Genomic DNA, 19,118 nt, shown 5'->3' with positions numbered 1-19,118 from the left:
AGATAACTAACTAATTCGTAACCTATTACTATTATGAGCGATTACCCAATGCTCATTTCCAATAAATTACACTCTTTTCGTAACTTCGCTTATGCAAAGATAAACTAATTTTATATTTGTATTGGGATTTGGCTTTGTTTTCTTGAGGGAAGGGGTATAAAAAAAGAGGCTTAAGCCTCTTTTTTGTTTGGGTTTTCCGGACTTTTACGTTCGGGCTTCGGCAACAGGGCCTTGCGTGACAAACGAAGTTTTCCGGTTTTTTTATCTATTTCGAGCAGTTTGACCTGTATACGATCTCCTTCTTTCAATACGTCTTCGACTTTTTCGATACGTTTGTAGTCGATTTCCGATACATGGAGTAAACCGTCTTTACCCGGCAGGATTTCAACGAAGGCGCCGAAGGGCATGATTGATTTTACAACCCCTTCATATACTTCTCCTTCTTCCGGTCTGACGACAATAGCGCGGATACGTGCCAGTGCCATATTGATAGAATCGGCATTCGATGCAGCTATATCTACGATACCTTTGTTGTCGACTTCTTCGATATTAATGGTAGCACCTGATTTTTCCTGGATATCCTGGATGATCTTTCCGCCGGGTCCTATTACGGCACCGATCTGATCTTTATCGATGATAATGGTCTGGATACGCGGTGCATGTGGTTTGAGATCCGGACGCGGTGCAGGTAATGTTTCTGTGATGATATTCATGATATGCATACGTCCGCGTTTTGCCTGATCCAATGCTTTTTCCAGAATTTCATAAGGCAGACCGTCCACTTTGATATCCATTTGGGTAGCTGTGATACCGTCTACGGTTCCGGTTACTTTAAAGTCCATATCGCCCAGGTGGTCTTCGTCGCCGAGGATATCCGACAGTACGGCATATTTTTCACAGCCTTTGTCGGTAATCAATCCCATAGCAATACCGGTAACCGGTTTTTTCATCGGTACACCGGCATCCATTAAGGCCAAAGTTCCGGCACATACGGTTGCCATCGATGAGGAGCCGTTGGATTCCAAAATATCGGAAACAACACGGATGGTGTATGGGAAATCTGTCGGTATCATGCGTTTTAAAGCACGGTGAGCCAGATTACCGTGACCGATTTCACGACGCCCTACGCCCCGGCTCGGTCTTGCCTCTCCGGTAGAGAACGGGGGGAAGTTATAATGCAACAAGAAACGTTCTTTGCCTTGTTCCGTTGCTTCGTCGATAATCTTTTCGTCCAATTTGGTTCCCAAAGTCACCGTCGATAAAGATTGAGTTTCTCCACGGGTGAAAATCGAGGAACCGTGAGGTCCGGGCAGAGAGCCTACTTCGCACCAGATCGGACGGATTTGTTCGGTGGTACGTCCGTCTAAACGTACACCTTCGTCCAGAATCATGCGGCGCATAGCCTCTTTTTCAACATCATGATAATAACGGCTTACCATCATTTTCTTTGCTTCTCTTTCTTCTTCCGGAAGGCTTGCCATATAGTCTTCGCCTACCTGATGCAGCAACTCGCTTCTCAGGTGTTTGTCGGCATTGCATTGGCGGGCTACATCGTATGCTTTTTGATAGCATTTGGCCCAAACGTCTTTGCGCAATTCTTCGTCATTTACTTCATGACAATAGGTCCGCTTTGCTTTTCCGACAGCTTCAGCCAATTCTTTCTGAACCAGACACTGGTCTTTGATGGCTGTGTGAGCAAATTTGATCGCATCCAACATTTCCTGCTCGGATACTTCGCTCATTTCTCCTTCAACCATCATGATGTTTTCATAGGTTGCACCGACCATGATGTCGAGGTCTGCATTTGCCAGTTGTGAGCAAGTCGGATTGATTACCAATTCGCCGTTGATACGGGCAACCCGTACTTCTGAAATCGGTCCGTGAAATGGAATATCGCTGACTGCAATAGCAGCGGAAGCTGCCAAGCCGGCCAATGAATCCGGCATCGATTCTTCATCGGCAGAATATAAGGTAACCTGTACAAAAGTTTCTGCGTGATAATCATCCGGGAATAACGGACGGAGCGCCCTGTCAATCAAACGGGATACGAGAACTTCGTAGTCAGATGCTTTTCCCTCTCTTCTGGTAAAACCTCCGGGGAAACGACCGATGGCAGAAAATTTTTCTTTGTAATCTACGGATAACGGCATGAAATCGACATCCGGTCCTGCTTCCTGGGCAGATACTACGGTGGCTAAAAGCATTGTGTTGCCCATCTTTAACATGACAGCACCATCAGCTTGTTTTGCCAGCTTGCCGGTTTCCAGTGTAATTACTCTTCCGTCATGCAGAGTAATACTTTTTTCAATAATGTTCATAATTTTACTGTTAAAATAAATTCATTTTAACGGAATTCTTCAATAGATGATAACCCCAAACCGGAGTTTGAAATTATATAAGGAGGAGTGGAGGGAGGTAAAAATAATTAAAAACAAGCCCGGGAATAAACCCGGGTTTGTCTGAAGCGTATGATTATTTACGAATATTCAAAGCTTTAATGACAGCACGATATCTTTCAATATCTTTTTCTCTCAGATAGTCAAGCAATGCTCTACGCTTTCCTACTAATTTAATCAAGGCACGCTGTGTAGCAAAATCCTTGTGATTACTTTTCAAATGATCGGTCAAGTGACTGATACGGTAGGAAAATAAAGCGATCTGAGATTCTGCAGAACCTGTATCTTTATTAGACTTCCCGTAATTTGAAAAAAGCTCTTGTTTTTTTTCAGGAGTTAAATACATAATTTCTAAACTTTTAATTGAATTAATATCGTTAAACGGCGCAAAATTACAATTTATTCCGGAACAAACCAACGGAAGGGAAAATTATTTTACTCTTTCGGAGCAAAATAACTTATTTCTTATTGGCAATATTCCCGGATATGGTCAATTGCGTTTCCGGATGTTGAGGGTCGTTGGTAATGACCGTTATCGATTTATATTGCCGGCCGCTTTTTCCGGTAGAGTCGAAGGTCGCCCGGATTGTCGTAGATTGTCCCGGACTAAGTATCGTTTCTCCCATCGTTACGGCTGTGCATCCGCAACTGGCTTTTGTTTTCCGGATGATCAGGTCGGATTTGCCGTTGTTTTTCATCACAAAATCACAATTTGCTTTTTCTCCCGGTTTGATTTCTCCGAATTCGATGGTATTTTTTTCGAAAACGGCAACGGGAGCATTGGCCAGTTCTTCTTCGGTCAATTTGCTGAAATCTTCTGTGATATGAGCGCTGATGCTCAAACGGTTTTTGTATGAATTGTCGTTATCGATCGACAAAATGACATTGTCGTAAACATATCCGTAATCATTCCTTTTGTCAGCATCCAGAGAAACGATAATCATGCCCTTTTTACCGGGTTTCACAATTTGCGGTTCGACTACGGCTGTAATGTAGGAAGGTTTGTACCGGATACTTACACTTACCTCTTTTTGCCGGCTGTTGAAGAAATAAACGGTGTCTTTTTTTATTTCTCCGAAATGTATTTCTCGGAAAGACAGATTGTTGGATTTGAATTTCAAGCTATCCATGTTTAATTTATAAAGTAAATCCGGATACCTGGGGTTGTCTACGATGTTTCCGCGTATTCTCAATTGTTCCCGCGTCGATGATGTGTTGGAATAGACCGTAAGCGTATAATTGAAATTCGTGGATATCTGTGTCGTGGGAAAAGAGATTTTGATCGTACCGGTTTTGCCCGGAGCTACCGGCTGTTCGTTCCAGGTGGCTTTTACGAGTGTCGTAACCGGAGCTACCCGGCTGATGATGATCGGTTGTGTTCCGGTATTTTTAAATCCGAATGTTACAGTCGTCGGTGTTTCGTCTGCTTTCAGGTTTTTCAATTCGATTTCTTTGGTTTTGAAATCAAAAACTCCCTGAGCCTGTGATAAGAATGGACTGAAGAGTAGTAATATCCCAACAATGAGTTTCATGTGAATGACTTATTTTATTGAACGGTTGCTGACAATCTGTAAGAGACGATCGTGTTTTTGGGATCGTTGAACGTGAAGGAAATAATTTTAGCCTTTTTGCCCGGCGTATCATTCGTCTTTAGGGTAAGCGTCACTTTGGCTTTCTTACCCGGTTTGATCGTCATTTTTGCCGGAATAACGGTAAGGTTTTGGTCGTCGGATGTTTTTATTTTGCGAATGATCAAATCTGATTTCCCCGTATTTTGAATGTAAAATTCGTGTTTTTTAGTGGTATTTTTGGCTAATATACCTAAATCGAATTCGTCTTCAGAAAGCTTAACAACGGGTGCCTTGTCGTAGTTATCGGCCTTATAGGCAGAAAAATCTTCTGTGATATTGGCAACTACAGGTATTTCTATCTGTTTTCCATGGTTTGTGCCGATTGACAGTTTATCGGATACAAAGCCCCAGTCGTTTTTGGCGGCGGCGTTGTATTTGACGGATATTGTACCCTTTTCTCCTTTTTTCAGGGTTTCCGGTTGAACGGTAACTGTGATGTGGAGAGAAGCCGGGGTTGTCGTAATTGTTAACGGCTGTTCTCCCAGGTTTATCATTTCGATTGTTTTTTCGGGAGTGTCGGTATTTTTGATCGTACCGAAATTAAGATTTGAAGCAGTAAGTTTTAAATTACCGATGCTCTGTATATAGTTTGCGTAAGGGTCTCTGGGTTTCCGTTCTATTGTTCCCCGGATGGTCAGGGAAACGACGGCATTTTCTGCGTTGGAGTTAACAGTTATACTTTTTGTGAATGGACCGCTGCGCCGAAGTGGGTTAAAGCTTACCCTGATATGGCCCGTTCCGTTCGGAGCGATTGGCTGCCGGTCCCATTCCGGGGTTGTACATCCGCAACCGGCACGTACGTTCGTCAGGATCAAAGGGACGGTTCCTGTGTTTTTAAATACAAAATCATAAACGGCATTACCTCCCGTCTCACTGATTTTCCCAAAGTTGTGGGATGTTTTTTCAAATTCAATTTTCGCTTTCTGGCTGAATGCCAGCACCGGAATAATTGTAAAGCACAATAACAACAACTTCTTCATTGCTTCCATTTTATTTAATCATATTATATGTTTGCAGACAAGGCGATAGTAATGACAGAATAAACTATCATTATTTTTCTATAAAAATCTTACAAAGATAAGAAATATATAGAAAAGCGGGTAGATTTAAAAAAAATTATTGAATATTAATATAGCGGATAAAAGTTTATTCCGGAAAGAAGAATGCTTATATAAGTATTTTGATTTACGGTTAGAAAGGAGGGGTATTACTAACCGTAAATCATAAGGTTTAACAGTTTACGGCTACGACTTCGGCTATGTCTTTTACCGGTATGGATGTCGATTTTTTGGCAAATGTTTTTTTGCACAGCGGGCAGGCGGTTACGATGACATCCGGCCGGTAGGCGGCATAGGCGGCTACGGCATCGGCGGCGATATGGCTTTTCTGTTCAGTGGAGATGTGGTTATTGGCTAACGATCCTCCGCAGCATAAGGAGTCTTTGCCGTCGTAACGGGTTGCCAGTTTACGGCTGACCTGCCTCAATACTCTTTCGGGAGCGGCATATACTTCACTGCCCCGTCCCAATTCACAAGGGTTGTGAAAAACGGTTTTGTCGTCACTGACCGTCGTTTTTAGAATGTTGTTGGATATCAGGTAATCGATGTATTCGGTATGGTGCATGATTTGCATGGACAGTCCGTATTCTTCCTTAAAGGTTTTGTAGCATATCGGACAGGACGTGACCAGTAGTTCCGCTCCTGAATTTTCGATTATCGCTTTGTTTTTTTCGACGATGACGGAAGCGGCACTTTGATTGCCCGAAAGCATCATTGGACGTCCGCAGCAGATGCCGTCCTGTTCGTCTATAAATGTATATCCGACACCTGCTTTGCTGAAGATGTGTTTCATGGCCTGGATGACCGATGGGGTAAGATGTCCCATACATCCGGCAAAATAGGCTACTTTCGTTTTTTGGGGGTCGGCAGGTTTTACATAATTGTAAGTGTCTTTGGTGATTTGTATCCGGTCCGGGCGTTTGCTCAAACGGATGGCATTCAGTTTGAGGTCGACCGGGCATGCTGCTTCACAACGACCGCACATCAGGCAGTTTTCGGTCTGTTCGGAGTAGTCTTTGTGATGCCGTATTTTTTTGAGAAAATATACGGGTTGAGTGTTGTTCATACCCAGCGATGTATTGAGCTGACAGCGATCGATACAAATACCGCAACGCGAACAGGCGTAAAGTTGTATTTCGCTGAATGCATTGAATGTTTTTCCTTGTTTGATACCCCAGTTTTTTAAGAAAATATACACGACTTCCGTCGGGATATGCATATAACGGGAAAACGGCAATAGCAGGAAGAACAGGCCAAGGGCCGAGGAGTAGGCCCACCAGGTCGGATAAGCCAGAGATTCCAGCGGTAGGGTATCGGCAAAGAAATTGCCCGCTGTATGTGTCAGAAAGCTACCGCCTCCGCGAAGTCCGCTGGTAAAACTCTCTGCCAGGAAACGCAGCGGAAAAATCAACCACAACACCGTAAGAATGAGCAAATCGAACGGACGATGGCTGGTCGTTTTTTTTAGTCCCAGGGCTTTGGAATAAAGTCTTTTCATCAAGGCCAGGAATAAGCCGGAAAGGATCATCAGCAGGATCAGGTCCATGATGAAGGCGAAGACATTGCTGTAAGGAAATGTTTCTTTGGCCGGATGAAAAAAACGGAAAAAAATGGCAAAATAAGGGGGATTGAGGGCACTGGTATGGTAGACCATGGATTCCGTTTTGCCGATGACAATCAGCAGAAACCAACCGAGTCCGAAACACATGTGCATGTATCCCAGGAACGGATTCGTACGATAAATTTTACGATGTACCAGGCATTCCAGAAAAGCCTCTTTTATGGCCTTAACGGTTTTCAAACTAAACATGCCTTTCCGGATCATTTTCTTTTCCGGCTTGGAAAAGGTTTTGATCCAGCGGAAATATTTAACGACGAGAAATATAAGCAGTATATTCAGGCCAATGGTAAAAGGAAGTACAAAATTATCGTAATACATAAAAGATGGAACTTGCTAGTAGTTGAACGTTATTTTTTTATATAATCGATCATGGTCAGTATCATTTTCCGGGTATCGACGCCCCTGGGACATACCAGCAGGCATTTCCCGCAAAGCATGCATTTTTGCAATTTGGTCCTGGCTTCTTCGTTTTCGCCCCGCTTTACCAGCATTTGAAGCTTCCGGATGTTGAAGTCCGTCAGATTGCCGGCCGTACAGGTTGCAGTACATCCCCCGCATCCGATGCAAAGTTTACTACTGGGTGCATTTTGTGCCAGATAGGCGATAAAAGCTTTGTCGTTTTTATCGTAGTCGATGCTTCTGGTTTCCGGTATGGAATATCCCCACAGTGTTGTCATTGTTTGAGCGATTTGAGTTTATACTATATCAGGCATTCCCGGATTTTTTCAGGTAGGCCGTAATGTTACAGGCTGCGGAACGGGCATCCGCCAGGGTATCCGTCAGGTTCATGGGGGAGGTGCTGCAACCGGCGACGAAAATGCCTTCTTTTTCTGTCAGATTCGTGCCGTAATGGGGATCGGCGGGACGGATGAAACCGTTGGGCGACAAGCCGAGGGATAATTGTGCTGCTGCTTTACGGCTGCCCTCGGAGGCCTCCATTCCGATCATCAGCACCATTAAGTCCAATGTCATTTTAAGCGGTTTGCCGACTAAGGTGTCTTCTACTTTGATTACCAATTGCTTGCTTATGTTTTCAGAAGCTTCGGACAGGCGGCCCCGGACAAATTTGATGTTGTATTTTTCTTGTGCATCGCGGTATAGTTCTTCATAGCCGGGACCAAACATACGCATGTCCATGTAAAAACAGAAAATTTCGGCATCCGGCAATAGCTCCCGTGCTTCGATGGCTTGCTTAACGGCTGTGATGCAGCATAGCTTGGAGCAATGGTAGTTGCATACTTTTTCGTCCCGTGAGCCTACACAGTGGATGAAACCGATCCGTTGCGGCTTTTTTCCATCGGCAAGTGTGAGGGAGTGGTTGGTAAAAAGGTTTTCAAGTTCGACAGAAGTAATCACATGGTTGTATATACCGTAACCGTACTCTTCTTTCCGGTGGGCGTCGAATAACCGGAAGCCGGTGGTCAGCAACAGGGCATCTGCGGATAAAAGGGATTTATCGCTCAGAGTGACCGTATATTTACCCGTTTCGTTTTTGGACATTTCGACGGCCTCTGTATCCAGGTGAAGGGTTATATTGGGATGATCGAGGTTGTTTTTTAATTTTTCCGTGATATCCCTGGCGTTTTTCCGGTCCGGGAAAAGTTGATACCAGTTGTTAAGGTTGCCGCCGGTCGTATTTTCTTTCTCGATCAGATCGATCTTAATGCCTTCCTGTGCCAATCTGTAGGCTGCCTCACATCCGGCCGGTCCTCCTCCGATAATGATTACGTTCATACTATTGATAAATTTATGATGGATTTCAGATTTAAATAAGCTAAGATATTTATGTTTCAACCACTTTTATTCAATGTAAATACCCAAATGGCAGAACTAAATCGATGACTTAAATGGATGAATCGCTTTATTTAATTCTAAAATTATAGTTTGCTGTTATTATTTCACTTTCAAATACGTCGGACAGGTCGGTTCTCCCAAAGAAATTCCCTTACTGTTTTTGTATTTGGCCTCCGGATCGTAGTCTATTCCCATTTTATCCAGAAGGGGCTCTACTGCAACCTGGTGCATCTGTAATCCGATTTCCCACGGATCGTAGCCTAAAATCAATGCAGTCAGTTCTTCATAGGTCAGGACGGGGATACCGTAGCCGTCCGTTCCGTAAGTGGTGCCTTCCATTTCGCTGATCGTATATTGCCATTTGTCGAGGAACATCGCACACCCCGGACAATTGGCTACGATAAAATCAGGCGCATAAGGCTGCATGGATTCGAATTTCTTCTTGGAATTGGCGACAGAAAATCCGCGATTTGCCATAACAAGGTAGTTTCTGAAACCGAATCCGCAGCAATGCCGGCGTTCCGGGTAGTCGACGGGATCTCCGCCCCAAGCTTCTATCATGCCGGTGAGTACGGCGGGAAATTCTGCTCCTCCGATTCCTTTGGAAGGAAACATTTTGGCGTAATGGCAGCCGATGTGGTCAACCCCGCGCAAGGCTCGTCCGGTATGAACGTCTTTTAATGTATATTTCGCCTGAATTGCAATTTCATTCCGGAATTTATAAATGATATCCGAAGTATGAGCCAGATTTTTAGGCTTTTTAAATTCCCGTTTTGTCGCTTTCCATAAGAATTCCCGTATTTTTTCCTCTATTTCCGGGTGATGTTCCCAGGTATCGAGAATTTCCGTATAAATACCGAATGACGTAATACAGGAAGGGGTCATGTTTTCATAACCGGCTTCGGTCATCAGGGCGAAATGGCGGGCGACGACGGTCATAATGGTTTCTGCCGGAACGATATCCGAATGGTAGCCGATACCTGTACAGGTTGTATGACGTGCGTCTTCCATGACCTCTTTTTGCAATTTGTTACGAAGAATGTCCAGATAAGCCCATTCCGATCCGGGAAAAAATGTCTGGCGAATACAACTGCGTGCATAGAAGTATTTATCTTCTGCAATTTCTTTCTGGTATTCGTTCCATATCTGTTGTTTGCCGAGTAAATCCATCTGTTAGAAAGTCAAAATTTAAAAAGTCGAAAGGAAAAAAGTTTAAATCTGAAAACTTTTGACCTTATTCTGATTATGAATGTTGTCCGTTGTTTTGGGTATATACCGACATGAGGTATTGTTCCATGTCGGCGCCTTCTTCCGCTGCTTTTTCTTCGGAGCATTGCTGTATCCGGTTCATAAAATCGGTACCTCCGGTGACATCGAATATTTTACGGAGTTCTTCCATGCTCGCTTCATCGATTTCCCGCAAAGCTCCGGGCCCCGGCTTCCGGTAGTTGGCGTGTACCCGCTCGAATACATCGTCGAGGTGAGCATACACCCATTCCCATACCGGCCCTTGTTCCGGATGCATTTCCGGTTTGACAATATCCGGAGTGACACAGTATCCCCGTTCCAGAATATTGTGGTCGATGACTCTTTTAAGCGCGTATTGCTGTCTGCCTTTTTCAGAACAGGTGAACGTACCTTCTTCCTGGGCCAATTTACGTAACGCCATAATGATGAGGCCGGGCGTGTTGCCCCGGGGACAACGGGTTTTACACGACATGCATTCACCGCAATACCAGATGGCATCTGAGCGGATGAATTGGGCAATCGTTTCTTCATCGCCTCGTTGTACCGAATCGACGATCATACGCGGATCGTAATTGTAAAACTCGGCAGCCGGACAAATAGCCGTACATACCCCGCAGTTCATACAACTGTTCATCCCTTCGATGTAATGAATATCTTTTTTCAGTTTCTCAACTAATCCGGACATCTTCTTCGTTTTTTATCTTTTCCCTAACGGGTATATTATTACACATGCAAAATTATATTTAAAAAGAAGAAGGTTAAAGTAAGTAAATGCGTATTGTCGATGTGTATTTATACTTATGTGGCCGGTATAAGGGCCGGAATGGGAAATGGATAGACAGGACAAAGCCGGTTGTAAAGAGGGAACTTTGTGCCTGTTTTTACGTAGACAGGATGTTGTCGGGAAAATTTAAGAATAAGGGTTTTCGATTTTTTTGTATCATATAAAATTTAATAAAATGGACAGATCATTAAAAGGAACGCTGACGGAGCAAAATTTACTGAAAGCTTTTGCGGGAGAGTCGCAGGCTAAAAACCGGTATACATTTTTTGCCGAAGTAGCCCGTAAAGAGGGATATGAGCAGATTGCCGGTATTTTTTACGAGACGGCTTTACAGGAAGAGACTCATGCGAAACGTTTTTTCAGTTATCTGGAAGGCGGGATGGTTGAGATTACGGCGGCTTATCCGGCCGGGGCGATTTTGCAGACGGAGCTGAATTTACAGGAAGCGGCAGAAGGGGAGTATGACGAATGGCATAACCTGTATCCCGCATTCGGAGAGATTGCTGCCGGAGAAGGATTTAAAGCCGTTGCTTCTCTTTTCAGGCATGTGACGGAAGTTGAGCAGATGCATGAAAACCGTTATCTGAAATTGTTGGATAATTTGCGGACCGGTCTTGTATTTGCCCGTCCGGAAGAGGTACGGTGGTATTGTCGGAAATGCGGATATGTGCATGTGGGTAAAACGCCGCCCAAGGTGTGTCCGTCCTGTTTGCAACCGCAAGGTTTTTTCGAGTTGTTTCCGGATAATTATTGAAAATTGTTCAGGAGTGACTCTGGATGATTCCGATAAAATTGCGAATTTGGGATTTAGTTCTTAGATTCGCAATTCAAATCGGAAAATATGAAAAAGTGGTGTTTTGCAATAGGGATTGTGTGGGGATGTTTATCTGTGGCTGCCGGACAGGATATGGATAAAAAATTTCAGCGGCAGTTTCAGGTCATAAAAGAACTGGTGCGTCAGCGGAATTATGATGCTGCTATACAGGTCTTGGATAAAATGGGGAATGATGCCGGACGTTATGCTGAATTTTCTTTTTTGCGTGCGGATATATACGATCGACTGGGAGATACCGATCGGGAGATTGAAGCGATACATCAGGGATTGTTGCTGGATTCCGTGCATTATACCAATTACTATTATTTTTTAGGGGAGTGTTATTTCGGGAGGGGGGATTATGTGAATGCCCGGCAAAATTATAAGTTATATCTTGAGCGGGATACGAAGTTGAGCCGTAAGGAGGCTGCGAATCATCGCGTGATTAACTGTGATTTTGCTCAAAAGGCTTTGATGACTCAGGAAAAACGTCCGGTTGAATTGTATATCGGCTCGGATAAGGATGTGTATTGGCCTTCGTTGGATGTTACGGGGAGGACAGTGCTTTATACATGTCTGGACAAGGGAAATGAGGATATATGGTCGTATCGTGATGGTGCGGGAATACCTTTAAATTTCAATACGACGGAAGGAAATGAAGGTACACAATCGCTTACCGCCGATGGGCAGATGATGTATTTTACCGGTTGCGAGCGTCCGGATTCCCGCGGTAGCTGTGATATTTACGTGGCTTACCGGATTTCGGATACACTTTGGTCCGAACCGATTAATCTGGGATATCCTGTCAATACGGATGCCTGGGAAGCGCAACCGGCGGTATCAGCCGACGGGACTAAATTGTTTTTTGCTTCGACCCGGCAAGGAGGTAAGGGAGGAAGTGATATCTGGTTTTCTACATTGTTGCAAAGAAATCCGGACGGACGACAACTTTGGTCGCAACCGAAACCTTTGTATTTCAATACGTCCGGTAATGAAATGGCGCCTTTTCTTTATTACGATGGGAGAGTTTTGTTTTTTGCTTCAGACGGTTATCCGGGGATGGGAGGTATGGATATATACCGGGTAGATCTGGACAGTTTGAATGAACCGGAAAATATAGGGATAACGGTGAATAGCTATAAAAATGAAATGGGGTTTGTCGTCGATGCTACCGGAAGATGGGGGTATTTCTCTTCCGATCTGGATGGAACGAAGAATATTTACCGGTATGAGTTGGAAGACTTTTTGCGTTGTCAGGAAATGGCTTATCTGCATTTGATAACTGAAAATGAAGAAGGGGAGAAAGTCGTCCCGGATCGGTTGTTGGTGATACATCCGGAGAAAGGAGATACGTTGGCTTATTATGACGGGGTGTATGCTCCGGCAGAAATGTTGTCGTGCGTACCTGCGCAGAGTCTTTTGTTGCTTAGTGTACAAAAAGGCGGATATTTGTATTATTCAGATACGATACATGTCGGTCGGGCCGATTATGCACATCCTCAGACCCGGGTGATCGTACTGAAAAAAATTCGGAAAGAGGCTTCACAGGTTTTGAACGGGATCTTTTTCGATGTGGATGATTATAGTCTGCGCCCGGAGTCGCGTTTTGAACTGGAACAATTGGTTGAGTTTCTGAAAAATAACCCTTCAGTTAAAATTGAGATTGCCGGATTTACGGATAACAGCGGATCGGCAGAATACAATGAGCATTTATCGGATGCCAGGGCTTTTGAAGTGTATAAATATCTCTTTGTGAATCATATTAAGAAGGAGCGTATGAGTTATAAGGGATATGGTATGGCTCATCCGGTGGCTTCCAATGAGACCGAGACGGGAAGAGCTCGCAACAGGAGAACGGAAATTAAAATAATGAATTGAAGATGGAGAACGAATTGAAAAAATATAGTTTGGCCGGCTTTCGGGTTTTAGAATACAATGCGCTCGAATCCACCAATACTACGGCTGCGGCATTGCCGAGGGAAGAACTGAGGGATAAGACGGTTGTATTGACTTATAGGCAGGCTGCGGGCCGTGGGCAGGGAAGCAATACATGGGAAAGTGAACCGGGGAAAAATATCTCTGTCAGTATCGTATTTTGTCCCCGGGCGTGTGAGGCGTCCCGGCAATTTGCCGTATCTATGGTAATAGCATTGGGTTGTCGTGATTTTATTCGTAAATTTACAGAGGATTGTACTGTAAAATGGCCGAACGACATTTATGTCGGGGAGTGCAAAATCGCCGGTATTTTGATCGAGCATTGTATTTCCGGTAACCGGATCGCCAGTTCGGTATGTGGGATCGGACTGAATGTCAATCAGAAACAGTTTTGTTCTGATGCACCCAATCCGGTATCCTTGTTGCAATTGACGGGTAAAGAGTTGAATATACAGCAGGCCTTGGAGATGCTACTGGCATGTATAGACAAGTGGTATGGGCGGATTGAAGATTATGCGTGTCTGGAAAAAGAGTACCGGGAGAGTATGTATCGCCGGGAAGGTGTTTATAAATGGGAGGATGAGCGGGGACGTTTTCGGGCTTCGATCGCAGGTGTGGATGAATATGGCCGGCTTGTACTGAAAGACATTACAGGAAAAGACCGTGTGTATGGTTTCAAAGAAGTGAAATTTTGTTGAGAAATATATGAAAATAATGATTCGCGTGGTGTGCAGCCTGATACTGGCTGTAGCCGTATTGACAGCCTGTAAGAAGGAAAAGCATTTTCTTACGGATGAAACTTACCGGAAAACGGTGTTGCAGGATTTTGAAGGTAAAAAATTGTTGTTATCGGATGCTCCGGAAAATCTGTTTGCCGTATTCGATGAACCGATGACGCTGGAAGAACGGGAGGCTCTTCAATTTTTGTATGCTTATGCACCTTTGGCTGATTTGGCCTGGTATGGAGGGGAGTTTTTATTGAAGAATGTAAGGATGTCATTCCAATTGAGGGAAGAGATGCCTTGGGGTAGGCATATCCCGGAAGATATTTTCCGGCATTTTGTATTACCGGTACGGGGACATAACGAGGGATTGGATTCGTCGCGCTTTGTATTTTATCGGGAGTTGAAAGATCGGGTCACGGCCTGCCCTACTATGGAAGAAGCTGCTCTGGAAGTCAACCACTGGTGTCATGAGAAGGCCATTTATCAGCCTACGAATGCGCGGACCTGTGCTCCTTTGACAATGACGACAACGGCTTACGGACGTTGCGGGGAGGAATCGGTGTTTACGTTGGCCGCTATGCGTTCGGTCGGAATACCTGCCCGGCAGGTGTATACTCCGCGTTGGGCGCACTGTGACGATAATCATGCCTGGGTGGAAGTATGGGTCGACGGGCAGTGGAAATACCTGGGGGCTTGTGAGCCCGAACCCCGCCTGGATATTGCTTGGTTTACCGCACCGGTACGACGGGGATTGTATATGGAAGCCCGGGTTTTCGGTAAATATCCGGCAAACGAAGAGGTGGTAGCAACGAATGCAAATTTGACGAGTGTCAATGTTACGGGTAATTATACCGGAGTAAAAAAGGTCGTTGTCTCAGTACAGGATACGGATAGAATGCCTGTGGCCGGAGCTGTTGTACAATATAAGATATATAATTACGGAGAATATTATCCGGCTGTGACTTTAACGGCCGATGAGGCCGGAAAGTCGTCTTTAACGGTCGGTTTGGGCGATTGGATTGTCTGGGCTTATAAAGATGGAAATTACGGTTTTGCAGAATTACGGGCGGCAACTGCCGATACCGTTGTGATTGTTCTCGATAAGAAAGAAAGTGAAGCATACCGGGATGTGTTCGATATTGTACCGCCCCCGGAAAAAGAATATCAGGCTTTGACTACAGATACCGAACGGGCATTGAATGACCGTCGTTTTATGTATGAAGATTCCTTACGAAACGCATATATCGCTACGTTTATGAATAAGGAGGAAGCCCGGCAACTGGCGGAAGAGTGGGGCTATGATCCGGATTCGTTTTTCAGGTATATCAAAACTGCCCGGGGAAATTATAAGGAAATCGTCCGGTTTTTGGAATCGGTAAAGGATCAGAGTACGGTTCAGAAGAGAACAGCCTTGGATTTGCTCGGTGTTTTACAGGATAAAGATTTACAGGATATTACCGCTGTTATTTTGTCGGATCACCTGCATGAGGCCCGGAAGTATGCTGAAACTCCTGTTTACGCCGAATATAATTTATCCGGTATGGCGTACCCTGTTTTCTATAAAAATTATATTTTAAATCCCCGGATCAGGAACGAGTTTATCACGGCTTACCGGGAGCCGTTAGCTGCTTATTTGCAGAATGAAAACATCAGAACCCCGGAGGACCTGACCGATTGGATGCAGAAAATCCGGTTAAACGATTCTATAAATACGATTAATTTCGTGACTCCTCCTGTCGGAGTATTGCGGGCAATGGTTACCGATACCCGCTCTAAGGAGGTGTTTTTTGTGGCGGCCTGTCGTACTTTGGGGATTGCTGCCCGCTTGAATCCTTTGAACGGCAAGCCGGAGTATAACGCAGGTGAAGGCTGGCGCCCGGTTGTGTTTGCGAGGGAGCAGGGGGTGATGCCTAAAGGCAAGCTGATGATCCATAATGTGGGAAAAAGTATTTCAGATCCCGTTTATTATACGCATTTTACAATTTCTAAAATTGAAAACGGTCAGGCTCACTTGATCGATTTGGGTAGCAATTCGCAAGTCGATATGGGAGGTGGAATGAATTACAGTGCAATATTTAAAGAGCCGGTGGAATTGGAAAACGGAGATTATATTCTGGTAACGGGGAACCGGAAAAGTGACGGTTCGGTGTTGTCCGGCATTACTTCTTTCCGGGTGGAGTCGGGGAAACTGACGGAGGTGGATATGGAGATAAGAAAGGTGGTTGAGTCGTTGAAAACATTGGGTATAATCGATACAAAAGTAAAATATATGCCGGAAGAAGGTCCGGAGATGAAGTATTTACCGTTGCCAGTCAAAGGATATACGGCACTGGCGCTTATTGGGGCAAATCAGGAGCCGACCAATCATTTACTTCGGGATATGAGTGGGATGAAGGCTGATTTTGAGGCGAAAGGGATACCTATGTTGTTTTTGTTTACAGACCGCACACAGGCCGGGAAGTTTTCACGGCATGATTTCAGGCCCTTGCCTTCGAATTTGTTGCTCGGATATGATAATGACGGGACGATTTTACAGATGCTGGAAACCCGTTTGAAATTGAAAAATGCAGGAAATCTGCCTTTGATCGTTATGGTAAATGCGAAGGGTGAGGTTGTCTTTTTATCCCAGGGTTATCGGGTCGGATTAGGGAATCAGCTTATTAAATATATGGAATAAGAAGTAGGATTTAGAGGAGAGCTGATGCCGTAATTGGGCAGATGTTTTATTAACTGATGATTTACGATTTTAGATTTACGGTTAAAATCCGGAGTTCGTTTCGGCGGGAAATGTTAAGATCGTAAATCCGGAATTCCAATGTGAGTTATGGAGACGAATAAGGAGTTGGATTTGGCTTATCGTTTTTTGCAATATACCGGTACGAATGTTTTTCTGACCGGAAAGGCGGGTACGGGTAAAACGACTTTTTTGCAACAACTGAAAACGAAATCTCCTAAACGCATGGTTGTTCTGGCACCGACGGGTGTAGCTGCAATCAATGCCGGAGGAGTGACGATACATTCTTTTTTCCAGTTGCCGTTCGGTCCTTATGTCCCTGGTCAGAAAGCAGAGGGAACAACGGCTTCGAATCGTTATTCCCACCGGTTCGGCCGGGAAAAGATAGACGTTATCCGTAGTATTGATTTGTTGGTGATCGATGAAATCAGTATGGTGCGTGCCGATTTACTGGATGCTGTAAGTGATATGCTTTGTCGCTACCGCGACCGGAACCGGCCTTTCGGCGGTGTACAATTGTTACTGATCGGGGATTTGCAACAACTGTCTCCGGTGGTAAAGGAAGAGGAATGGGATTTGCTGAAAGCATATTATGATTCGCCTTTCTTTTTTAATAGTAAAGCTTTACAGCAGACATCCTATATCAGTATAGAACTGACCCATGTGTACCGTCAGGTGAACGACGAGTTTATCGGTTTGCTCAACCGGATCCGGGCCAATCAGGTGGATGAGTTTACCTTAAAGAAGCTGAACAGTCGTTATATTCCCGGCTTCGTACCTGATGACACCGAGGATTATATTACGTTGACGACACACAATAGCCAGGCACAGCAGATCAATGACCGTAAGCTGGAGGAAATCGGGTTTACAGCATATTCGTATACGGCAGAGATTCAAGATAATTTTCCGGCTTTTGCATTTCCGACATCCGAATGTTTGGTGCTGAAAAAAGGGGCACAAGTGATGTTTGTAAAAAATGATTCTTCTCCGGAGAAGCGTTATTATAACGGTAAAATCGGAAAAGTGACGGAAATCGGTCCCGGCCGGATAAAAGTTCTTTGCCGTGGAGACAAAGAGGAAATAGAGGTAAACCGGGAAGAGTGGATGAATACAAAATATTCTGTTGATCCGGAGACCAAAGAGATAACCGAACAGGTTGAAGGTATTTTTCGGCAATATCCTTTAAAAACGGCCTGGGCCATTACCATACATAAAAGTCAGGGGTTGACGTTTGAACATGCGATTATCGAAGCTTCGGCGGCCTTTACTCACGGTCAGGTATATGTAGCGTTGAGTCGTTGTAAAACGCTGGAGGGCCTGGTATTGAATTCTCCTTTGAGCAGTCATGTTATGATCCGTGATAAGGCGGTAGAATATTTTACGGAACAGGTCGGACAAAATCGCCCGGGATTACCGGAATTGAAAGAGGCCGGTCGTCGTTATTATATGGAGTTGGTGACCGAATTATTCGATTACACGGTTTTGTGGAAGAAATTGCAGCAACTTGCCTGGTTGTTTGGAGAGCATCTGGCCAAATTGTATCCGGATTTGACGGGGCGTTGCCGGGAAGTCCGGGATTGCTGTTACAGCGAATTGACGGCTGTCGGAGAAAAGTTTCAGAATCAATTGCGTCAACTGATAGTCCGGAGTGATGATTATGAGCACGATAGTCAGATACAGGAGAGAATACAGAAAGGGGTTATCTATTTTGAAGGAAAAATGGAACATTGGGTGGTTGCGTTTTTATCTGTGGCACAACCCGAAATAGATAATAAAGAAATCCGGAAAACAATAGAGAAAGCTTTGGAAGCTTTACAGCGGGAAGCAGACGTTAAAATGGAAACTTTAGGTGCTGCGGAAGACGGATTTTCTGTAACGGCTTATTTGTCGGCGAGAGCGAAAGCCGCTATTTCTAAAGGGAAGGCGAAAGCGAAATCCAGATCTAAAAGTACGACGGGAACAGGGCTTGCTTCGGATAGAGCCGAAATTTCGGCGGATATCAGGCATCCTGAGTTATACAAGCTTTTACGGGATTGGCGGAAACAGGAAGCCGATGCCTTGAAATTGCCTGCTTATATGGTTATGCGACAAGCTGCTTTGGTCGGGATATGTAATTTGTTGCCTGCCGATGGTAAGGAATTATTAAAGATTCCGGGGATAGGGAAGAAAGTGGTAGAAAAATACGGAGCAAAAATATTCAGCCTGATTGATGATTACAGATTCGGTACAAAGGAATAATTTTTGCCGGTTGAATTTTTCTCAAACGTTTTCAAAAAAAACGGATTTTTACGCTGCATAATTATATAAAATGAAAGAATAATTATACTAATCGTTGGTGTTCAGAGGTTTAAAAATCAACAAAATTATTTTTTCCTATT

14 protein-coding genes are annotated in these 19,118 nt (G+C 44.4%); 5 read left to right on the top strand and 9 right to left on the bottom strand.

Annotation, left to right across the window (positions count from 1 at the left end):
- Positions 1-170 precede the first annotated feature (170 nt).
- The 9 genes from pnp to BN8908_RS08680 form a co-directional block, all read right to left on the bottom strand.
- Positions 171-2,318, bottom strand: a complete 2,148-nt coding sequence (gene pnp / locus BN8908_RS08720) for a polyribonucleotide nucleotidyltransferase (protein ID WP_021988285.1) — start codon at positions 2,316-2,318, stop codon at positions 171-173.
- 154 nt (positions 2,319-2,472) lie between these two features.
- Positions 2,473-2,742, bottom strand: coding sequence for a 30S ribosomal protein S15 (rpsO, locus tag BN8908_RS08715; RefSeq protein WP_021988286.1), 270 nt, complete (start codon positions 2,740-2,742; stop codon positions 2,473-2,475).
- A 112-nt stretch (positions 2,743-2,854) separates the two neighbouring features.
- Complete coding sequence (locus BN8908_RS08710; protein ID WP_068690137.1) at positions 2,855-3,928, bottom strand: DUF1573 domain-containing protein; 1,074 nt, start codon at positions 3,926-3,928, stop codon at positions 2,855-2,857.
- 14 nt (positions 3,929-3,942) lie between these two features.
- Positions 3,943-5,007: a DUF1573 domain-containing protein gene (locus BN8908_RS08705; protein WP_161945859.1), complete on the bottom strand. Its 1,065-nt coding sequence runs from the start codon at positions 5,005-5,007 to the stop codon at positions 3,943-3,945.
- A 250-nt stretch (positions 5,008-5,257) separates the two neighbouring features.
- Entirely contained in the window at positions 5,258-7,024 is a 1,767-nt protein-coding gene (locus BN8908_RS08700; protein ID WP_068690133.1) for a (Fe-S)-binding protein, read from the bottom strand.
- A gap of 29 nt (positions 7,025-7,053) precedes the next feature.
- Positions 7,054-7,383, bottom strand: a complete 330-nt coding sequence (locus BN8908_RS08695; RefSeq protein ID WP_021988291.1) for a 4Fe-4S dicluster domain-containing protein — start codon at positions 7,381-7,383, stop codon at positions 7,054-7,056.
- 28 nt (positions 7,384-7,411) lie between these two features.
- Complete coding sequence (locus BN8908_RS08690) at positions 7,412-8,440, bottom strand: FAD-dependent oxidoreductase (RefSeq protein WP_068690131.1); 1,029 nt, start codon at positions 8,438-8,440, stop codon at positions 7,412-7,414.
- Between the two features lie 159 nt (positions 8,441-8,599).
- Positions 8,600-9,670, bottom strand: coding sequence for a heterodisulfide reductase-related iron-sulfur binding cluster (locus BN8908_RS08685; RefSeq protein WP_021988293.1), 1,071 nt, complete (start codon positions 9,668-9,670; stop codon positions 8,600-8,602).
- 73 nt (positions 9,671-9,743) lie between these two features.
- The gene (locus BN8908_RS08680) at positions 9,744-10,433 is read right to left on the bottom strand and encodes a 4Fe-4S dicluster domain-containing protein (RefSeq protein ID WP_021988294.1); all 690 of its coding nucleotides are present in this window, start codon (positions 10,431-10,433) and stop codon (positions 9,744-9,746) included.
- A 274-nt stretch (positions 10,434-10,707) separates the two neighbouring features.
- On the opposite strand from BN8908_RS08680, the gene rbr reads away from it, so the two are divergent.
- From rbr to BN8908_RS08655, 5 genes are all read left to right on the top strand, one after another.
- Positions 10,708-11,286 carry a rubrerythrin gene (gene rbr, locus BN8908_RS08675; RefSeq protein WP_021988296.1) on the top strand — a complete coding sequence of 193 codons (579 nt, stop codon included), beginning with the start codon at positions 10,708-10,710 and terminating at the stop codon, positions 11,284-11,286.
- An 87-nt stretch (positions 11,287-11,373) separates the two neighbouring features.
- Complete coding sequence (locus BN8908_RS08670; protein WP_068690129.1) at positions 11,374-13,224, top strand: OmpA family protein; 1,851 nt, start codon at positions 11,374-11,376, stop codon at positions 13,222-13,224.
- Between the two features lie 2 nt (positions 13,225-13,226).
- Complete coding sequence (locus tag BN8908_RS08665; RefSeq protein ID WP_235837427.1) at positions 13,227-13,979, top strand: biotin--[acetyl-CoA-carboxylase] ligase; 753 nt, start codon at positions 13,227-13,229, stop codon at positions 13,977-13,979.
- 7 nt (positions 13,980-13,986) lie between these two features.
- Complete coding sequence (locus tag BN8908_RS08660) at positions 13,987-16,683, top strand: transglutaminase-like domain-containing protein (RefSeq protein ID WP_235837426.1); 2,697 nt, start codon at positions 13,987-13,989, stop codon at positions 16,681-16,683.
- A gap of 147 nt (positions 16,684-16,830) precedes the next feature.
- The gene (locus BN8908_RS08655) at positions 16,831-18,978 is read left to right on the top strand and encodes an HRDC domain-containing protein (protein WP_068690127.1); all 2,148 of its coding nucleotides are present in this window, start codon (positions 16,831-16,833) and stop codon (positions 18,976-18,978) included.
- Positions 18,979-19,118 lie beyond the last annotated feature (140 nt).

The sequence above is a fragment of the Culturomica massiliensis genome, from assembly GCF_900091655.1.
Taxonomy (GTDB): Bacteria; Bacteroidota; Bacteroidia; order Bacteroidales; family Marinifilaceae; genus Culturomica; species Culturomica massiliensis.
This window is presented reverse-complemented; position numbering and strand designations above follow the sequence as displayed.

Coding starts and splice junctions, on each gene's coding strand:
- pnp (WP_021988285.1), bottom strand. CDS start 2,318: ATGAACATTATTGAAAAAAGTATTACTCTGCATGACGGAAGAGTAATT.
- rpsO (WP_021988286.1), bottom strand. CDS start 2,742: ATGTATTTAACTCCTGAAAAAAAACAAGAGCTTTTTTCAAATTACGGG.
- BN8908_RS08710 (WP_068690137.1), bottom strand. CDS start 3,928: ATGAAACTCATTGTTGGGATATTACTACTCTTCAGTCCATTCTTATCA.
- BN8908_RS08705 (WP_161945859.1), bottom strand. CDS start 5,007: ATGAAGAAGTTGTTGTTATTGTGCTTTACAATTATTCCGGTGCTGGCA.
- BN8908_RS08700 (WP_068690133.1), bottom strand. CDS start 7,024: ATGTATTACGATAATTTTGTACTTCCTTTTACCATTGGCCTGAATATA.
- BN8908_RS08695 (WP_021988291.1), bottom strand. CDS start 7,383: ATGACAACACTGTGGGGATATTCCATACCGGAAACCAGAAGCATCGAC.
- BN8908_RS08690 (WP_068690131.1), bottom strand. CDS start 8,440: ATGAACGTAATCATTATCGGAGGAGGACCGGCCGGATGTGAGGCAGCC.
- BN8908_RS08685 (WP_021988293.1), bottom strand. CDS start 9,670: ATGGATTTACTCGGCAAACAACAGATATGGAACGAATACCAGAAAGAA.
- BN8908_RS08680 (WP_021988294.1), bottom strand. CDS start 10,433: ATGTCCGGATTAGTTGAGAAACTGAAAAAAGATATTCATTACATCGAA.
- rbr (WP_021988296.1), top strand. CDS start 10,708: ATGGACAGATCATTAAAAGGAACGCTGACGGAGCAAAATTTACTGAAA.
- BN8908_RS08670 (WP_068690129.1), top strand. CDS start 11,374: ATGAAAAAGTGGTGTTTTGCAATAGGGATTGTGTGGGGATGTTTATCT.
- BN8908_RS08665 (WP_235837427.1), top strand. CDS start 13,227: ATGGAGAACGAATTGAAAAAATATAGTTTGGCCGGCTTTCGGGTTTTA.
- BN8908_RS08660 (WP_235837426.1), top strand. CDS start 13,987: ATGAAAATAATGATTCGCGTGGTGTGCAGCCTGATACTGGCTGTAGCC.
- BN8908_RS08655 (WP_068690127.1), top strand. CDS start 16,831: ATGGAGACGAATAAGGAGTTGGATTTGGCTTATCGTTTTTTGCAATAT.